Source organism: Janthinobacterium sp. BCJ23 (assembly GCF_059617945.1).
Genome location: NZ_JCAQAW010000002.1, coordinates 1209593 through 1226725 on the forward strand (window position 1 = coordinate 1209593; position 17133 = coordinate 1226725).

17 protein-coding genes are annotated in these 17133 nt (G+C 63.6%); 4 read left to right on the forward strand and 13 right to left on the reverse strand.

Going from position 1 to position 17133, the window contains the following annotated elements:
• The first annotated feature begins 52 nt into the window (after positions 1–52).
• Entirely contained in the window at positions 53–1381 is a 1329-nt protein-coding gene (locus AC54AG_RS11515; RefSeq protein ID WP_338679238.1) for a PAS domain-containing sensor histidine kinase, read from the forward strand.
• 10 nt (positions 1382–1391) lie between these two features.
• Here the strand turns inward: AC54AG_RS11515 and nosR are convergent, their stop codons facing one another.
• The 8 genes from nosR to AC54AG_RS11555 form a co-directional block, all read right to left on the reverse strand.
• Positions 1392–2717 (reverse strand): response regulator c-di-GMP phosphodiesterase, NosR family, encoded by a 1326-nt coding sequence (nosR, locus tag AC54AG_RS11520; protein ID WP_338679239.1) that lies wholly within the window; start codon positions 2715–2717, stop codon positions 1392–1394.
• Positions 2718–2737: 20 nt separating this feature from the next.
• Entirely contained in the window at positions 2738–4201 is a 1464-nt protein-coding gene (locus AC54AG_RS11525; protein WP_070302292.1) for a PAS domain-containing sensor histidine kinase, read from the reverse strand.
• Between the two features lie 14 nt (positions 4202–4215).
• Positions 4216–5055: an HDOD domain-containing protein gene (locus AC54AG_RS11530; RefSeq protein WP_496630369.1), complete on the reverse strand. Its 840-nt coding sequence runs from the start codon at positions 5053–5055 to the stop codon at positions 4216–4218.
• The gene (locus AC54AG_RS11535; protein ID WP_496630370.1) at positions 5052–5384 is read right to left on the reverse strand and encodes a hypothetical protein; all 333 of its coding nucleotides are present in this window, start codon (positions 5382–5384) and stop codon (positions 5052–5054) included. The genes AC54AG_RS11530 and AC54AG_RS11535 overlap by 4 nt, the downstream gene beginning before the upstream one ends.
• Positions 5381–6247 (reverse strand): response regulator, encoded by an 867-nt coding sequence (locus tag AC54AG_RS11540; protein ID WP_081367962.1) that lies wholly within the window; start codon positions 6245–6247, stop codon positions 5381–5383. Before AC54AG_RS11540 ends, AC54AG_RS11535 begins: the two co-directional genes overlap by 4 nt.
• 147 nt (positions 6248–6394) lie before the next feature.
• Positions 6395–6859, reverse strand: coding sequence for a hypothetical protein (locus AC54AG_RS11545; RefSeq protein WP_338679240.1), 465 nt, complete (start codon positions 6857–6859; stop codon positions 6395–6397).
• An 81-nt stretch (positions 6860–6940) separates the two neighbouring features.
• A complete protein-coding gene (locus tag AC54AG_RS11550) occupies positions 6941–8194 on the reverse strand; it encodes a DEAD/DEAH box helicase (protein WP_496630371.1) in 1254 nt (417 codons plus the stop codon).
• An 80-nt stretch (positions 8195–8274) separates the two neighbouring features.
• On the reverse strand, positions 8275–9333 hold the full coding sequence (locus AC54AG_RS11555; RefSeq protein ID WP_496630372.1) for an Lnb N-terminal periplasmic domain-containing protein: 1059 nt from the start codon (positions 9331–9333) through the stop codon (positions 8275–8277).
• A gap of 165 nt (positions 9334–9498) precedes the next feature.
• On the opposite strand from AC54AG_RS11555, the gene AC54AG_RS11560 reads away from it, so the two are divergent.
• Positions 9499–10203, forward strand: a complete 705-nt coding sequence (locus AC54AG_RS11560; RefSeq protein ID WP_496630373.1) for a hypothetical protein — start codon at positions 9499–9501, stop codon at positions 10201–10203.
• Between the two features lie 2 nt (positions 10204–10205).
• Here AC54AG_RS11560 and AC54AG_RS11565 read toward each other — a convergent pair whose 3' ends face one another.
• The gene (locus AC54AG_RS11565; protein ID WP_496630374.1) at positions 10206–11375 is read right to left on the reverse strand and encodes a mandelate racemase/muconate lactonizing enzyme family protein; all 1170 of its coding nucleotides are present in this window, start codon (positions 11373–11375) and stop codon (positions 10206–10208) included.
• Between the two features lie 99 nt (positions 11376–11474).
• On the opposite strand from AC54AG_RS11565, the gene AC54AG_RS11570 reads away from it, so the two are divergent.
• Together AC54AG_RS11570 and motA are read left to right on the forward strand one after the other, a co-directional pair.
• Positions 11475–12389 carry a LysR family transcriptional regulator gene (locus tag AC54AG_RS11570; RefSeq protein ID WP_070302068.1) on the forward strand — a complete coding sequence of 305 codons (915 nt, stop codon included), beginning with the start codon at positions 11475–11477 and terminating at the stop codon, positions 12387–12389.
• Between the two features lie 48 nt (positions 12390–12437).
• On the forward strand, positions 12438–13301 hold the full coding sequence (gene motA, locus AC54AG_RS11575) for a flagellar motor stator protein MotA (protein ID WP_034749759.1): 864 nt from the start codon (positions 12438–12440) through the stop codon (positions 13299–13301).
• A gap of 15 nt (positions 13302–13316) precedes the next feature.
• Here motA and AC54AG_RS11580 read toward each other — a convergent pair whose 3' ends face one another.
• From AC54AG_RS11580 to AC54AG_RS11595, 4 genes are all read right to left on the reverse strand, one after another.
• Positions 13317–13715: a VOC family protein gene (locus AC54AG_RS11580; protein WP_496630375.1), complete on the reverse strand. Its 399-nt coding sequence runs from the start codon at positions 13713–13715 to the stop codon at positions 13317–13319.
• Positions 13716–13773: 58 nt separating this feature from the next.
• Positions 13774–15216, reverse strand: a complete 1443-nt coding sequence (locus AC54AG_RS11585) for an aminotransferase-like domain-containing protein (RefSeq protein WP_496630377.1) — start codon at positions 15214–15216, stop codon at positions 13774–13776.
• A 9-nt stretch (positions 15217–15225) separates the two neighbouring features.
• Positions 15226–15810: a LysE family translocator gene (locus AC54AG_RS11590; RefSeq protein ID WP_496630378.1), complete on the reverse strand. Its 585-nt coding sequence runs from the start codon at positions 15808–15810 to the stop codon at positions 15226–15228.
• 266 nt (positions 15811–16076) lie between these two features.
• Entirely contained in the window at positions 16077–16388 is a 312-nt protein-coding gene (locus AC54AG_RS11595) for a hypothetical protein (RefSeq protein WP_496630379.1), read from the reverse strand.
• Positions 16389–17133 lie beyond the last annotated feature (745 nt).

Genomic DNA, 17133 nt, shown 5'->3' on the forward strand with positions numbered 1-17133 from the left:
GCATAATCGAGCCAGGATGACATCAATGCCGTGCAGGCCGCGAGGTGTGACAATGCAGTTCGAGGATTTCGACCTTTCCACTCCCGATACCGGGCGGCATGCCGGGGCGGCGCCTGACGCCGACACGCCGGCCGCCACGGCCGTGCGCCTGCAATACCTGCTCGACAATACACCCTCCATCATCTATTGCACCGTGCCCAGCGGCGACTTCAAGATGACGTTCGTCAGCAACAATGCCCTCAATGTCCTGGGCTACCAGCCCGAGGAGATGGTGGCCGACCCCAACTTCTGGTTCGACCACATCCACCCCGACGATGCGCCCGGCATTTTTTCCAGCCTGGCGCAGATCTTCGTCGAAGGCGCGCGCGCCTATGAATACCGCTTCCGCGTGCACGACGGCAGCTACCTGTGGATGCACGACAGCCTGCGCCTCGTGCGCGACGAACACGGCGTGCCGTTCGAGGTGATCGGCTCGCTGACCGATATCACGGAACGCAAGCGCATGGAAGCGATGCTGCAGGCGCGCGGCGAAGAGCAGCAACTACTGATCAGCAAGTTGCAGGAAGCGCACGACCAGCTGCTGCAATCGGAAAAGATGGCGTCCATCGGCCAGCTGGCGGCCGGCATCGCGCATGAAATCAATAACCCGATCGGCTTCGTCAACTCCAACATGAGTTCGCTGCAAGGCTATGTCGGCACCCTGTTCGGCGTGATCGGCCAGTACGAGGAGGCGATGCGCGAAACGCCCGATGGCCCGGCCCTGGCCGCGCGCGTGGCCCAGGTGCGCGACCAGGCCGACCTCGCCTTCCTGCAGGACGACATGGTGGACCTGGTGCGCGAATCGATGGATGGCCTCAAACGCGTGCGCGACATCGTGCAGGCGCTGAAGGATTTTTCCCATGTGGGCGAGACAGACTGGCAAGTGGCCAGCCTGCACGCGGGCCTGGACAGCACACTGAATATCGTCGCCAACGAATTGAAATACAAGGCGCGCATCGAGAAGCACTACGGCGAGCTGCCGCAGATACTGTGCCTGGCCTCGCAGCTGAACCAGGTGTTCATGAACCTGCTTGTCAACGCGGGCCAGGCCATCAGCAGCGATGGCGTGATCAGCATCCGCACGGGCCACGCCGGCGATTGGGTGTGGGTGGAGATCGGTGACACGGGCGCCGGCATCGCGCCCGAGCACCTGAACCGCATCTTCGAACCGTTCTTCACCACCAAGGCCGTGGGCAGCGGCACGGGCCTGGGCCTGTCGCTGTCGTACGGCATCGTCAACAAGCACGGCGGACGTATCGAGGTAGCCTCGGAAGTGGGCCGTGGCACGCGCTTTACCGTGCACCTGCCCGTCACGCCGCCGGCGGCCCCGCCAGCGCCCTAGCCTTCCCGCCCTAGCCTTCCTTGACGGGCGCGTACACGCGGATGCTCAGACGCCCGCCATTCTTGCCTTCGAAATCGAGCAGCTGGGAAATCACGCGGGCCGTCAGCACGTGTTCGGCCGCCAGCAGCATCAGGCCATCGCGGCTGATCAGGTCGCGCGACAGCACCATGCCCGGCTCCAGCTGGCCCGACAGCACGGTCAGGTCGCGCGCCGGCGGCTCCGTTTCATCCATGATGCTGCGGAAAGCGGCCACGACGGCCGGGTCGTAGCGCTTGCCGACGCTGTCGTAGATCAGGGTCCGCGCTTCCTCGGCGCGCAGGCTGCGCTGCACCATGGCGCCGATCTGCAAGCCATCGTAGTCCGACGCCAGCGCCAGGATGCGCGCGCCCATCGGAATGGCCAGGCCCACCAGGCCATCGGGGAAGCCGCCGCCGTCGAAGCGCTCGAGCTGCGAGCGCAGGATCACGGAAACGGCGCGCAGCTCGTCGAGCGCCATCAGCAATTGCTCGGCGCGCAGCGGATGCTTGCGGAAGGCGGCCAGCTGCTCGCCCGTCCAGGCGCTGGCCGGCAGTTCCAGCACGTCGTCGCTCAAGCTGAGCTTGCCGATATCCTTGAGCAGGGCCGCGATGAACACGTCGCGCGCCTCCTGCCCTTCCAGACCCAGCGCCAGCGCCAGCTTGCGCGACAGCTCGGCCACCCGCCGCGCATGGCCGGCCAGCTTGCCGCCGCGCATTTCGATCAGGTTGGAAAACACCTTGATGGTCGTCACGAACGTCGCCTTCAGGCGCTCGTTGGCCGCCTGCACCTCGTCGTGCGACTGTTTCAGCTGCTGCGTGCGCGTGGCCACCTTCGCTTCCAGGCTGGCGTTGAGCGCCTGCAGCTCCACGTTCTGGCTGGCCGTCAGCGCTTCGAGGCGCAGTTTTTCCTGCTCCAGCGCGCGCCGTTCCAGCGCGTGGCGCACCACCAGCACGATATCGTTCTCGTCCCAGGGCTTGGTCACGTAGCGGTAGATCTCGCCCTGGTTGATGGCGTCGAGGATGGACTGGATGTCGGCATAGCCGGTCAGCAGCAAGCGTATGGTGCCGGGCCAGCGCTGGCGCACCTGGGCCAGGAATTGCGCGCCATCCATGTGCGGCATGCGCATGTCGGAGATGACCAGGTCCACCGTCTCGCTCTCGAGCAGGGCCAGGCCGGCCGCGCCGCCATCGGCCGTCAGCACGCGGTAGCCGTGCGGACGGAACAGCCGCCGCAGCGACGACAGGATATTCGGTTCGTCGTCGACGCACAGGATGGTGGGCGGCGTGGCCGCAGTGCTGGCGCTGGTACTGATGCTCATGCTCATGCTGTCCTGTTCGGTCATGGTGAGACGGCCTGCGCCTGGCGCACGGGCAAAGTGATGCGGAAGGTGGTGCCGCTGCCGATGATGCTGCGCACGTCGATGCGGCCGTGATGCTTTTGTACCGTCGTGTAGGCCAGCGACAGGCCCAGCCCCGTGCCCTTGCCAACGGCCTTGGTGGTGAAGAACGGATCGAAGATGCGCGACAGGTGTTCGGGCGCGATGCCGCCGCCCGTGTCCTCGACCTCGATCCACACTTCCGTCGCGTTGTCGCTGCCCGTGCGCAGGGTGATGCGTCCGCGCTCCTCGTTCATGGCGTGAGCGGCGTTGACGACCAGGTTCATGATCACCTGGTTCAGCTCGGAAGGCTGGCATTCGATGTCGGGAATGTCGCCATACTCGCGCACCACGTCGGCCTTGTACTTGACCTCGTTATTCACGATATTGAGCGTGGTATCGATGCCCTGGCGCAGGTCGGCCCAGACCCACTCCTGGTGCGCATCCGTGCGCGAAAAATCCTTCAGGTCCTGCACGATGCGGCGCACGCGCGAAATGCCTTCCTTCGACTCGCCCATCAGCATGGGAATGTCGGTACGCAGGAAGTCCAGGTCGATCTGTTCGCGCAGCGCCCGCAGGCGCGCCGCCACCACGGCGTCGGCGACGGCCGGCTCGGCTTCCTCATAGGCGTCGAGCATGCTGAACAGGTCATCCAGATAGCCTTCCAGGGTGCCGACATTGGAAAACACATAGCCGATGGGGTTGTTGATCTCGTGCGCCACGCCGGCGGCCAGCTGGCCGATCGAGGCCAGTTTTTCCGACTGCAGCAGCTTTTGCTGGGCCAGCGACAACTTGCTGTTCAATTCCGTCAGGGCCAGGTTACGCTCGCGCAATTCCAGATCGGCGATCTGGCGCTGGCGGATATCGTCGGCCAGGCGTTCGTTCATTTCGGCCAGCTGGGCCGTGCGCTCGGCCACCAGGTGTTCCAGGTTGTCGTGCGCCTTGCGCAGCGCCAGTTCCGCCAGGCGCCGCTCGCTCACGTCGCGCAGGGTTTCGATGGCGCCCACCAGCCGGCCCTGGCGGTCGCGCAGGGGCGCCGCCGTGAAATGCAGCCAGTGGCCGTCGGGGCCGATATCGGGAAAGAAATCCTCGGCCTCAAAGGCGCCTGGGATCACGGAAGAGCGCTTCAGCTTGCCAAGGTAGCGGTCATTTTCACCGAGCGCGATGTCGTCGGCCACCAGCAGGTCGGCCAGGCAGGCGCGCGGCTGCCGATAAAACGCCTTCCAGTGGTCGCGCGTGCCGACCATCTCGGCGGCCGTAAAGCCCAGCAGCTGTTCGCAGGCGCTGTTCCAGTGCGTCACCACGTGCTCCGTGTCGATGGCGAAAGTGGCCACGGGATGGCCGTCGAAAAAGGCCGATAGCGCGATGGTGTCGCCCTGGCGGCGTTCCGGCGTGGCGGGCAGCGCCTGCCCTGCGTCTGTTTCCATGGCCTCTTTCTTGTTCATGCCAGCATGATCCGCGACATTTCATCGAAGGTGTGTTCCGTTTGCCCCAGCAGCGCCAGCCAGGCCTGCTCGTCCAGCGCGACGCTGCGCCAGCCCGCCGGCGACAGGGGCGGCACCAGCGCATCGTCGACGCCGGCCAAGTCGAGCGCCAGGGCAACGGCATTGGCCAGGTGCACGGCCAGCGGCAGGCCGCCCGCTTCCAGCCGGTTGATGCTGTGGTGGTCGGCCACCGCCTGCTGTATCGCCTCGGGAAACTTCCAGTAGGCGGCCAGGGCGCTGCCCACCTGTGCGTGATCGATGCCGATGACGGCCAGTTCCGCATCGGCCATCTGGCAATCGTGCGCCTGGCGGTAGCTGCGCACTAGCGCATGCTCGGCCGGGAAGCGCGTCACCAGCACCAGGGTGCCCAGGTCGTGCAGCAGGCCGGCCGTGAACGCCGTTTCGGGATTGACGCGCAAGTGCGGCGCCAGCAGGCGCGCGGCGATGGCCGTGGCCAGCGAGTGGCGCCAGAACGCCTGGAAATCGAAGCCGCCGCTGACGGGTGCGAAGCTGCCCGTCAGGGCGCAGGCCGTGACGACGGTGCGGATGCTGTGAAAGCCCAGCACGGAAACGGCTTGCGGGATGCTGGTGACCTTCGATTGCATGCCGTAGAACGAGGAATTGGCGATGCGCAGGGTCTTCGCCGCCAGGCCTTGGTCCAGTTCGATCTTTTGCGCCAGCACGTGCACGTCCGTGTCGTCCTGGTCCATGCTCGACAGCAGTTCCAGCACCACCACGGGCAGCGAAGGCAGTTCCTGTATCTGACGGATGATATGTTCGAAACTGAGCCGTGTCATGTGGCGCCCCCTTGCCGGTAGCGCTGCAGCAGTGCCAGCAGTTCGGCCCCGGCGGAATCGGGCGGCGTGGCGCGGAACAGCACGGCCAGCCGTTCCAGGCGGCGCAAGCGTTCCTGCTCGGCGTGCGCCTGCGCGGCGGGGTCGACCGCCTCGTCCATGACGACGCGGCAGCTCTCCACATTGCGCCGGCGCAAGGCGGTCAGGTTCGCCGCCGTCAGGGTGGCGCCCTGGGCCAGCAGCACGGTGCCGCTGGCATCGCTCAGCGCTTGCGCCAGCACCATGCCTTCCTGCGCCTGTTCCATGGAAATCTCGCGTCCGCCTTCACTCATGTGCCCTCCCCATGGCGGCTCAAGGTGACGAGGCTGCCGCGCGAGCGCGAATGCAGGCCCATCGGATGGACGGCCACGGCATACGGCTGGCCATCGATGGCGGCCAGGCGGGGCGCGCCCTGCCCGTCGAACAGCTGCGGCAAGACGATCGCCGCCTCGTTGCCCAGCAGGGCCGCGCCCCGTTCGAACAGGTTGGCCGCCGCCGCGTTGATGAAGGCGATCATGCCGTCTTCATCGAGGCCGATCACGGGCAGCGGCAAAAATTGCAGCAATTCGCGCGCGATGCCGAGGCTGACTTCGTCGCGGCTGATCTGGTGCTGCTGCTGGCGCACCAGCGCCTGCATGGCGGCATTGGCCGCCGCCAGCGCCTGGTTGGCCTCGCGCAGCTGCGCATTGAGGCGCACATTGTCGTCGTCGATACCCTTCAGGCGGAAGGCTTCGGCGATATGCTCGCGCAGCTGATGGTCTTCCCAGGGCTTGGTGAGGAACTTGAAGATGGCGCCCTCGTTGACAGCGTCCGTGACGGCCTGCAGCTCGGTATAGCCCGACAGCATGATGCGTATGGTTTGCGGACACAGCAGCTTGGCCTTGCGCAGGAAGTCGGCGCCCAGCATGCCGGGCATGCGCTGGTCCGACACGATCACGTCGACCGTATGGCTGGCCAATACGTCCAGCCCTTCCTGGCCGCCGTTGGCCGTCAGGATATGGTAGCCATCGCGCCGCAGCAGCCGCTTGAGGGAAGCGAGGATATTCGGCTCGTCATCGACCAGCAGCAAGGTGCGCGGCGGGGCCACGGCCTGCTGCCCGGCATCCGCCGCCAGCGCCGCAGTACCCGGCATGCCATGCTCGTCGTGCACATCCATCGGACCATCCTCTCATCGCCATGGCGAAATCGGAGCTTGCCTGGAGCGGGAATCTGCCGCACGTGACAGTCTTGCGAGTCTTGCGCGGCAGCCAGCTTGCGTTGAAATTATACGACTAAATATTCCCGTATGACACTAATCCGGCACTTATCCGCGCCGCGCCGGACAAGGCGTGTCGCGGTAAAACACAAAGCCGCCCAGGCCGATGGCCTTGGTATCGGCGTTCACGCCATACACCAGCGTGCTCTTGTCCGCCTCAATGCGCAATAGGTTCATATGTTGGACGATTTGCGCGTGCGACAGTTCCAGCGATGGCGTCGGCGCCAGTTGCAAACGCAGTTCGGATGCGGCGCCATCGTACGCCCAGCGGCCCGGGTTGAAAAAGGCGAAACCGCCATCGAAACGCAGGCTGCCATCCTTGAACTGGGTCAGGCAAATGCCGGGAAATTCGCTGGGCGGGTTGTACCAGGTGGCGGCCACGGCGGCATCGGCAGGCGTCTTGCCCGGCATCTGCATGCTGGCTGTGCCATTGTTTCCGCCCAAGCCGGCGCAACCGGCCAGCGCCAGCGCGCAAGCCAGAGCGCCCGCGCGCGTGATGAATATCATGTGCATTGCCGTCCCCTTGCTTTATAGAAACATCATCTTAAAGCGGGACGGCCAGCCGTTCAAGCGGCTAGCGCACATAAGGGGAATTTAATTGCCCTCGGCCGCCTTGGCAGCCGCTTCGCGCAATTTGTCCTTCTTGCTCTTGCGCGCGCCCTTCACGCCGCCGTTCACCGTGTCCGTAACGGGATTCACGGGCGCGGGCAGTTCCGTCGGCTCAAAACCGGCCACCACTTCGCGCACGATGCGCAAGTCGTTGCGGTTTTCGATCAGGCGGAAATGCGCTTCCGTGTCGGCCGTCACGAAGCTGATGGCCGTGCCGCTTTCGCCGGCGCGGCCCGTGCGGCCGATGCGGTGCGTGTAGTCGACGGCCGAACGGGGCAAGTCGTAGTTGACGACGGCCGGCAAGCCGGCGATATCGATGCCGCGCGCCGCCACGTCGGTGGCCACCAGCACCTGCAAGCGGCAGGCCTTGAAGTCGGCCAGCAGCTGGCTGCGCGTGCCCTGGCTGAATTCACCGTGGAAAGCGCCCACGTGCAGACCCGCGCGCTGCAGCTTGTCGGCCACGTGCTCGGCCGCGTACTTGGTGGCGACGAACACCAGCACGCGCTCCCACTGCTGCTGCAGGATCAGGTAGCGCAGCAGCTGCGTGCGGCGCGGCACGTCGACCGTGATGGCGCGCTGCACGATGTCGGGCTTGTCCTGCGGTTCGGACGCCACCTCGATGCGCACGGGCTCCTTGAGCAGGCTGTCGGCCAGCGCCTGCACGCTGTCGGGGAAGGTGGCCGAGAAGAACAGGTTTTGCCGCTGCTTGGGCAGCAGCGCGAGGATGGCGTTGATCTCCTCGCTGAAACCCATGTCAAGCAAACGGTCGGCCTCGTCGAGCACGCACAGCGACACGCCGCCCAGTTTCACGGCGTTCTGGCGCACCAGATCGAGCAAACGGCCCGGCGTGGCGACGACGATATCGGCGCCGCCACGCAAGTCCATCATCTGCGGATTGATCGACACGCCGCCGAACAGCACGGAAATCTTCAGTTTGACCGGCAGCGGCTTGGCCAGCGCGTGCACGGTCTGCCCCACCTGCGCCGCCAGCTCGCGCGTGGGCACGAGGATCAGCGCGCGCACCTGGCGCGGACCGGATGCGGGCGCCATCAGCGCCTGCAGCAGCGGCAGCGCGTAGGCGGCCGTCTTGCCGGAACCCGTCTGGGCCGCGCCCAGCACGTCGCTGCCGCGCAGGATGGCGGGAATGGCGGCCGCCTGGATGGCCGTCGGCGCGGCATAGCCGGCCTTGTCAACGGCGCGGACCAGGGAGGGAATCAGACCCAGTGAGGAAAATGGCATAGCGGGCCTTCTTTATTCGTAAAGTGAGACCGGCCGCGAAAGGCGGCCGGTCGGATATGGCGACAGTATAAGGCAGACAGCTATTGCTTGGGCATTTGCAGCTTCGGATAACCCGCTTCATCGTAGCCCGGCATGCCGCGGCGGATCGTGTGCGAAAAATCCGCATCGTCGTTGGCCGCCCGCGCGCGCGCCGTGACGTGGCCCCCATCGCGCAGCTGCTGGAAACTCAGGCCGGGCACCAGGCCCTGCACGTCGAACAAGTAGCGGTCCAGGTAGCCCGAGGCCATCAGCCGGTAGTCGAGCGGCAGGCCCGGCACGATGCGGCGCACCATCTCGAAGACGATGGTGGTGCAGTTGGCCGTCAGGGTATTGTAGAACTGCGGCTTGGCCTTCAGCGATTGCGCCTCGTCCAGGTAGGCGAGGAACAGCGAGCGCATGGCCGTTTTGGGCATCATGACGCGGTACAGATGCATGTCCTCGCCGCGCGCATTCGTGCGCACGCGCAGGATGTCGCGCTCGTCGGCGGCGATCAGGCTCATCTCGAAATGCTTGAAAAAGCCGCCGATGGCGGAAAAGCTCTCGCCCTTCTCCTTGCGGATCTCGATGGAGAACGTCAAAAAGCGCCCGTCCGCAAAGCCGAACGAGATCAGCGTATGCGCGATGTAGGGTCCCGTCCAGTACGACAGCGCCGTATCCACCGTGCGCAGTTCGTCGAGGTCGTAGCTGCGCTGCTCCCACTTGACCGTGTAGTCGTCATCGCTGCGCCAGTCGAAATTGCGCACATTGTCCAGGGTGACGAGATTGCCCTTGACCGTACCCGTGACGTTGCGCGCCACGTCGTCGGCCCACACCCTTTCCTGCTTCGGCGTGATGAAACTCCACCACACGAGCAGCAGGATAAAACCGGCCGCATACGGCAGCAGCACGCGCATGTCGCCGCGCATCCACCACAGCGCGATGCTGGCCACGCCCAGCGCAACCCACAGCAAGGCGCCGATGCCTTGCGCCGCCGTGCCGCCGGATAGCTGGTACCACAGCGCCAGCGCGCCCCACAATGCAGTCAACAGGATAATCAGGGAAACGGCCATTTTGCCTATGCTGGCCAGCACGGAGCGGGCTTGATGTGATAATAAAGTCATGCCGTGATTATAGGGGCAAGCGCAGGAATACGTGAGTTCAGGCAAGCATGGGCAAAGTCATCCGAGCATATAATATTGCTTGCATGGCAATTTACTTCATGAGAACATTCTGCACAAATGAAATGTATAGACAAGGCGCCCTGCATTGCCATCCACGGAGACACCTTGCAATCGAGTTCACTGTACGCCCTCGCCGGCAGCCTCAATTCCCTCTTCATCGTCGTCAGCCTGTTTGGCTTGTGGTCGCAGCTGCAAAAAATCTGGCGGCGCAAGCGTGATGCCGGCATCGGCGCCGGCAAGACGACGGACATCCTGTCCATCAACCAGTTCACCGTCAGCTTCCTCGCGTATTGCGCCTTCTTCGTGTACGGCTATTCGATCACGCCATTCAACCACTACATCGTCTGGCCCCGTTTGATCGCCTCGCTGATCGCGCTGGGCATCCTGTATGAAATTGACCGCGACCGCCGCAGCGGGGCATCGCGCAACGCGCTGCTGGCCTGCGCGCTGCTGCTGGGCGCGGGTGTGGCGGGATTGCTGTTCGGCCCCACCTTCACCGATGAAAAGCGCGTGATCTCGCAAAGCCTGATCGTCGCCGTCACCGTGCTGCTGGCGCAGGGCTATGCGCACCAGATCCGCCTGATCTGGCGCTCGGGCAGGACAGGCGCCGTGTCCCTGAAAATGAGCCAGTTCATCCTGGCGATGGATGCCAGCACCATCTTCTTTGCCTGCGTCATGGGCCTGTCGACGGGCTGGCCCTTGCTGCTGCTGGCCAGCGTCAGCGCCACGACCAAGCTTGCCATCATGTGGCTGTTCCGCTGGGAGAAGACCAGCTTCGCCGCGCAGGTGAAACGGCAGGCGCCGGCCTGAGCCTACTGCCCGCTCAGCGCACGCATTTCCGCATACAGGTTCGCCTTGCCCTCGAAGCCGATGCCAACCAAGTCCGGCATGGTGATGTGGCCGTTTTCGACCTTGACGCCGTCGGGAAAACCGCCGAACGGCTGGAACAGATCGGGATACGATTCGTTGCCGCCCAGGCCCAGCCCGGCTGCGATATTCAGGGACATCTGGTGGCCGCCGTGCGGGATGCAGCGGCTGCGCGACCAGCCGTGCTGGTGCAGCATGTCCAGCGTGCGCAGGTATTCCACGAGGCCGTAGCTGAGGGCGCAATCGAACTGCAGCCAGTCGCGGTCGGCGCGCATGCCGCCGTAGCGGATCAGGTTGCGCGCATCCTGCATGGAAAACAGGTTTTCGCCCGTCGCCATCGGCTTGTCGTAATAGCTGCGCAGGGTCGCTTGCAACTCGAAGTCGAGCGGATCGCCCGCCTCTTCATACCAGAACAGATCGTACTGGCGCAGCGCCTTGGCGTAGGCGATCGACGTATCCAGATCGAAGCGGCCGTTCGCATCCACGCACAGCTTTTGCCCGTCCTGCAGCACCTCCATGATGGCGTCGATGCGGCGCAAGTCGTCATCGAGCGAAGCGCCGCCGATCTTCTTCTTGACCACCGTGTAGCCACGGTCGATGTAGCTGCGCATCTCATCCTGCAGGGCACTCAAGCTCTGGCCCGGGTAGTAATAACCGCCCGCCGCATACACGAAGACTTTTTTATCGGGCACGCCCATGCCGTGGCGCTCGGCCAGCAGCTGGAACAAGGGCTTGTTCTCGATCTTCGCCACGGCGTCCCAGATGGCCATGTCGATGGTGCCGATGGCCACCGAGCGCTCGCCATGGCCGCCCGGCTTTTCATTTGTATACATGCAATCCCACACCTTGTGCGGATCGAGGTTGCTGCCGTCATCCGTGACGAGCGAGGCAGGATCGGCGTCGAGGATGCGGGGAATGAAGCGCTCGCGCATCAGCATGCCCTGGCCGTAGCGGCCGTTCGAATTGAAGCCGTAGCCGACGACGGGCTTGCCGTCGCGCATCACGTCCGTGACGACGGCTACCAGGCTCAGGGTCATCTTGCTGAAATCGATGTAGGCGTTGCGGATGGGGGAAGAGATGGGAATGGTCTTTTCGCGGATTTCAACGATTTTCATGCGGGTCTCCTGTGGGTGAAAACAATGACGCCAGCTTAACCGCGATAGTCAGTCGTATAATCGATATTAATTTAAACCATTCTTCACTTGAAGTTAATAATGAAAAGCGACGCCACGACGGAAATGGCCTTCTTTGTACTGCTGGCCAAGCTGGGCAGCCTGTCGGCCACGGCGCGCGAGCTGGGCATCACGCCACCCGCCGTCAGCAAGCGATTGGCGCTGATGGAACAGCGCCTGGGCGTGCGCCTGCTGAACCGCAGCACGCGGCGCATCAGCCTGACGGGCGATGGCGAAAGCTATCTGCAGCAGGCGCGGCAGATTCTCGACGATATCCGCGCCATGGAGGAATCCCTGGCCAGCGGCAGCGCGGAACCGAAAGGCTTGTTGCGCGTAAATGCCACCCTGGGTTTCGGCCGCACGGTGATCGCGCCATTGCTGTCGCAATTCGCGCTGCGCCACCCGCAGCTGGAAGTGCAGCTGCAGCTGACGGACAGCCCCATCAACCTGGTCGAGCAGGCCTACGACCTGGGCATCCGCTTCGGCGACTTGCCCGACACGCGTTTGTCGGCACGGCGCATCATGTCGAACCGGCGCTTCCTGTGCGCTTCGCCCGCCTACCTGCAGGCGCACGGCACGCCGCAAACGCCGGACGACCTGGCGCGGCACCGCTGCATCGTGCACCGGCAGAATGACGACGCCTACGGCATCTGGCGCCTGAGCCGTGGCCGCGCCACCCACACGGTCAAGGTGCGCGGCACGGTGGCCAGCAACGATGGCGACGTGGTGCTGGGCTGGGCGCTGGACGGGCACGGCATCCTGCTGCGCTCGGAATGGGACCTGGCCCGCTACCTCGACAGCGGCCGCCTGCGCGTGGTGCTGGAAGACTATGCGCTGGCGCCGGCCGACCTGTACGCCTACTACCCGAGCCGCCACCAGCTGCCCGCCAAAGTGCGCGCTTTTATCAATTTTCTCATCGAGCAGTTGCAGCCGGACTCGGCCAATACGGGGAAATAGGGTTACACTACAATATTGCGATATGGCAATAATATGAAGGAGTAGGTTTTGCTAGTCATACTCGGATTTCTCGTCGTGCTGTTTTCCGTCTTCGGCGGTTTCGCCATGCAGGGCGGTCACCTGGGCGCCCTGTTCCAGCCGCTGGAACTGCTGATGATCGGCGGCGCCGCGCTGGGCACCTTCTTTGTCGGCAATGACGCCAAGGCCATCCGCGCCACGTTCGCCGCCCTGCCCACCCTGTTCCACGGCTCGCAATACACGAAGGCGCGCTATATGGAACTGATGGGGCTGATGTATGAAATCCTCAGCAAGATCCGCAAGGAAGGCTTGATGTCGGTCGAGGACGATATCGACGACCCGTACCGCAGTCCCATTTTCATCAAATACCCGTACACGCTCGGCGACGAGCACATCCTGGAATTCATCACCGATTATTTGCGCCTGATGGTGTCGGGCAATATGGACGCGTACCAGATCGAAAACCTGATGGATAACGAGATCGAAACGCACCATGAAGATGCGGAAATGCCGATCCAGACGATTTCGCAGCTGGCCGACGCCATGCCCGCCTTCGGCATCGTGGCCGCCGTCATGGGCGTCGTGCACACGATGGCCTCCGTCGGCTTGCCCCCGGCCGAGCTGGGCGTGCTGATCGCACAGGCGCTCGTCGGCACCTTCATCGGCATCTTGCTGGCCTACGGTTTTATCGCGCCCCTGGCCAGCTTGCTGCGCCGCAAGCACCATGAAACGGCGAAGATGTACCAGTGCGTGAAAGTGACGTTACTGGCCAGCCTGAACGGCTATGCGCCGGCGCTGGCCGTGGAATTCGGCCGCAAGGTCATTTCCGCCACGGAACGCCCGTCGTTCAGCGAACTGGAAAACCACGTGCGCCAGGTGCGCACGAAGAACTGATTCCAGCCGTTCGCGTCAGGCTTCCGGCGCCGTCCAGACCAGGTTCCACAGGTGGCCATCGATATCCTCGAAGCCCTGGTCATACATGAAGCCATGGTCCTCGGGCGGATGCGGTATGCGGCCACCGGCGGCGTGGGCCTTGGCGATCAGGCTGTCCACCTCTTCCCGGCTTTCGCAACTGAGGCAAATGACTACTTCATTGGTTTCCCTGGCATTCGCCAGCGGCTTGTCGATCAGCGACTGGAAGAACGGTTCCGTCGTCAGCATGGCCTGGATGCTGCCTTCGACGATATTCATGAATGCCGCGTTCTCGCCGCTGAAGCGGGGATCGAAGGTAAAGCCGAGGGCGGAAAAGAAGGCCTTGGACTTATCCAGGTCCTTCACGGGCAGGTTGAGAATGATCTGTTTGTGCATGGCGCTTCCTTGCTCACACGTTGACGAAAAAATCGTCCCTCCAGAATACCAATAAAAACTAAAGGAAGGCGCGGGCAAGGCTGGAGCGCGCGCCTGCCACCGCGCGCAGGCGTTCTTCAAGGTAGGCGCTCACGCGCGGATGCTGGCTGAAGGCGACGTTAAAGCGGATATGCTGGTCTGGCGTGTCATTGGCCGAGAACGCGGCGCCGCGCATCAGCAGGATCTTGTTGCGGTAGGCGTCCTGCACCAGCAAGTCCACGTCCAGCCCTTCGGGCATGCTGCCCCACAGGAAAATGCCTGCGTCACCGGGCTGCTCGAACAGCACGCCGGCCGCGCTCAGTTGCCGCGTGCTGGCGTTGCGCGCCACCATGATCTTGCGTTGCAGCCGCTCCAGGTGCTTGCGCAGGTTGCCGGCCTTGAGCACTTCCAGCAGCACGTATTCGTTCAGCGCAGGCAAGGTCATGATGGAATGGATCTTGGTACGCATCAGCAGCTTGAGCAGCGCCGGCGCCGCGGCCAGGTAGCCCATGCGCAGGGCCGGGCTCAGCGCCTTGCACAGGCTCGAATAGTAGATCACGCCGTCGAGTCCGGACAGCGACGCCAGCCGCGTGCTGTGACCCGGCTGGAAATGGCCGTGCACGTCGTCTTCGGCGATCAGGAAGCCGTACTGCTGCGCCATGATCAGCACCTTGTGCAGGTTGGCGGCGCTGCTGCTCCAGCCGGTGGGGTTGTGCAAAGCCGTCTGCATGAACAGCAGGCGCGGACGGTGCGCGCGGCAGGCCGCGTCCAGTTCGTCCAGGTCGAGGCCATCGGGGCGGCGCTTGATGGGCACCAGGCGCACGCCGTCCTGGCGCAGCCTGCCGAACATCAGGAAGTATCCGGGGTCTTCCACCAGCACCGTATCGCCGGGCTGCAGAAACGTGCGGCAAATCAGATCGATGGCATGGGTGCCGCCGAAAGTGGTGAGGATGTGGCTGGCGTCCGCGGCGATGCCGATGCCGCGCAACAGCAGCGCGATCTGCTCGCGCAGTTCGGCCAGCCCCTGCGGCGGACAGCGCGAAGCCATGCCGGCCGCGCTGCGCGCCAGGCCACGCTGCACGGCGGCGGCCGGCAGCGCATCCTGCAGCCACGTGGGCGGCAAGGCGCCGCTGCTGGCCAGCAGCACGCCCGGCCGCTGGTCGTTCACTTGCTGGCTCAGCCAGACTGGCTCCTGCTCCTGGCCCGCTTCCAGCGCCACCTCGTCGGGAACGGCGCGGCCGGCGTCAGCGGGTGCGCAGACGAAAAAACCCGTCGTGCCGTGCGTATCGATGACGCCTGCGGCCACCAGCCTGTCATACGCCACCACCACGGTGTTGGTGCTCACCGCGAGCTGCGTGGCAAGCTGGCGGATCGACGGCAGCCTCGTCCCGCCAGGCAGGACGCGTTGCGCGATCTGCTGGCGCAATGCGGCCTCGATCTGCTTGAACAGGGCGATGGGCGAGGAGCGGTCGATGGCGAACATGGTGGCAGTCTAGCGTAAAAACGTCACGGCGAGGACCAGCAGGATGGCGCCCATCGCCAAATTGAAGATGCGCTGGTTGCGGGGCGCTTTCAGCACGCTGCGGATCGAGACGCCGAACAGCGCCCACATGGCGTTGCACGGCATGCCCACCACGGTGCCGATCACGGACACGAGCAGCGCGCTGGCGAGCATATTGCCCTGCGCAGGCATGAAGACCGACGCCATGGTGACCGCCTTGAGCCAGCTCTTCGGGTTCAGCGCCTGAAACAGCGCCGCCTGCACAAACGACACGGCCTTCGGTGCGCCGGCCCCGGCCACCGAGGCGCCGGCAAGCTTCCAGGCCAAGAACATCAGGTACAGCGCGCCCGCGATCCGCAACACCTGCTGCGCCAGCGGGTACGCGACGAACACGCTGCCCAGGCCCACGCACATGAGCATGGTCTGCACGAAGATGCCGGCCTGGATGCCGAGGATCACCGGCAGCGCACCGCGATAGCCGAAATTGGCGCCGGTGGTGGCCAGCATGACATTGTTCGGCCCGGGCGTGGCGGACATCACAAAGCAATAGCTCATCAGGGGCAGGAGTTCGGTCATGGCAGGCAGTCGCAGCGTGGAGAAGGCCCCAGTCTAGAAGCGCGGCACGGCAGGGACAAGGCACAAGGCGCTGCATACAAGCACATGCTGTATCAGTCGAACGACTGCTACAGCGGCGATACAGTCAGCCCCGCGCGAACAAACATTTGGAAAGCGCTGTTTCTGTCCGGTTGCGGCCGACGGCGCCGAAGGGCATGGTCAATGTTGATAACGGACTTTAGCGTCCACCGTAGGCGCACAACGCAACTGGCGGATTGCCAGTGGGCTCAAGCGAGTCGAATTGTAATTTCGAAGGAGCTTCCACATTGGCTGGGATACCACCCCTTCATCAATGCCTGTCGAATAGCGCGCTCCACGACTGAGGGCGTAATAGCACGCGTAAAATTACCCAGCCAAATATCCGGACGTGCGATATCTGTTCTCACCAGAAGGATGGTTCGGCCACCGCTTTCAGATTCAACTGCGAAAGACAGATTCGTTTCCCCCATGGCCTGTGTATAGGCAGGTAGGCTGACCGACCATCGATATGGTAAAGAATCGACAATAATTCGGCGGCTTCCTTTTCTTGCAATGGACATGATATTTCCTGTGCTTCTGCTCCTGGATGCGGACTCAATCGATCAACGCAACACTTTAACTTAAATGCATCGTTGCAGAGTGGAAATGATGCGAAAGAAAAACCGAATCAATTGCGCTGCGCCCGTGGAAACCGAGATTAACGTTGCGAGAAGTTTAGCCGTGGAACGGGTGATATTGAAGACCTTGGCGGCTTCGCGGTCGGACAGTCCGGTTGCCGGTTCCACATAACGCGTTTCTGATAGGACGCGGGTCCTTGGCACGACCTTTTTCTCCTTGATGTAACATGCCAAGGTCAACAAAGAGGCTTATGAATTCAAACAACCAATCCGAGCCGGTTCGCGCCATAGATACCGTCGTATTCGACCTTGGCAATGTTCTTATCGAATGGAATCCAGCTTTTGCTTGAGCGCGGCAGAAGTCTCTGCCGGGTAGGGGATAGACAAGTCAGACCCGGTCTCTCTGTTGGATCAGGCAGCTACGAGATCTCACACCAGGAGCCTGGCAGCACAGCCAGGCCCTCAACACGATCCTTCGGTTTTTCATCCGGCAAGAACCATGGATATGGAAAGCCTAAGCTACCAGTGGCGTTTTGCCCCAGTAGCACCGTCCGCTTCCGCCCTATTGCGTTGAAAAACTCCAGTTGAGCACGCGATCTTCACGATTTGCCGCTGTCTAAGCAAAGAAAAGACGGAGGCTGCGATGATGGGACGTCAGGAAACCAAACGGGAGTTGTTCGTCTTGATT

Bases quoted from the DNA above. Each gene is read 5' to 3' on its own strand.
- AC54AG_RS11570 (WP_070302068.1), top strand. From the start codon at position 11,475: ATGAAAAGCGACGCCACGACGGAAATGGCCTTCTTTGTACTGCTGGCC.
- AC54AG_RS11525 (WP_070302292.1), bottom strand. From the start codon at position 4,201: ATGGAAACAGACGCAGGGCAGGCGCTGCCCGCCACGCCGGAACGCCGC.
- AC54AG_RS11590 (WP_496630378.1), bottom strand. From the start codon at position 15,810: ATGACCGAACTCCTGCCCCTGATGAGCTATTGCTTTGTGATGTCCGCC.
- AC54AG_RS11585 (WP_496630377.1), bottom strand. From the start codon at position 15,216: ATGTTCGCCATCGACCGCTCCTCGCCCATCGCCCTGTTCAAGCAGATC.
- AC54AG_RS11530 (WP_496630369.1), bottom strand. From the start codon at position 5,055: ATGACACGGCTCAGTTTCGAACATATCATCCGTCAGATACAGGAACTG.
- AC54AG_RS11550 (WP_496630371.1), bottom strand. From the start codon at position 8,194: ATGCCATTTTCCTCACTGGGTCTGATTCCCTCCCTGGTCCGCGCCGTT.
- nosR (WP_338679239.1), bottom strand. From the start codon at position 2,717: ATGAGCATCAGTACCAGCGCCAGCACTGCGGCCACGCCGCCCACCATC.
- AC54AG_RS11515 (WP_338679238.1), top strand. From the start codon at position 53: ATGCAGTTCGAGGATTTCGACCTTTCCACTCCCGATACCGGGCGGCAT.
- AC54AG_RS11555 (WP_496630372.1), bottom strand. From the start codon at position 9,333: ATGACTTTATTATCACATCAAGCCCGCTCCGTGCTGGCCAGCATAGGC.
- AC54AG_RS11580 (WP_496630375.1), bottom strand. From the start codon at position 13,715: ATGCACAAACAGATCATTCTCAACCTGCCCGTGAAGGACCTGGATAAG.
- AC54AG_RS11535 (WP_496630370.1), bottom strand. From the start codon at position 5,384: ATGAGTGAAGGCGGACGCGAGATTTCCATGGAACAGGCGCAGGAAGGC.
- AC54AG_RS11540 (WP_081367962.1), bottom strand. From the start codon at position 6,247: ATGGATGTGCACGACGAGCATGGCATGCCGGGTACTGCGGCGCTGGCG.
- AC54AG_RS11595 (WP_496630379.1), bottom strand. From the start codon at position 16,388: ATGTCCATTGCAAGAAAAGGAAGCCGCCGAATTATTGTCGATTCTTTA.
- AC54AG_RS11545 (WP_338679240.1), bottom strand. From the start codon at position 6,859: ATGCACATGATATTCATCACGCGCGCGGGCGCTCTGGCTTGCGCGCTG.
- AC54AG_RS11565 (WP_496630374.1), bottom strand. From the start codon at position 11,375: ATGAAAATCGTTGAAATCCGCGAAAAGACCATTCCCATCTCTTCCCCC.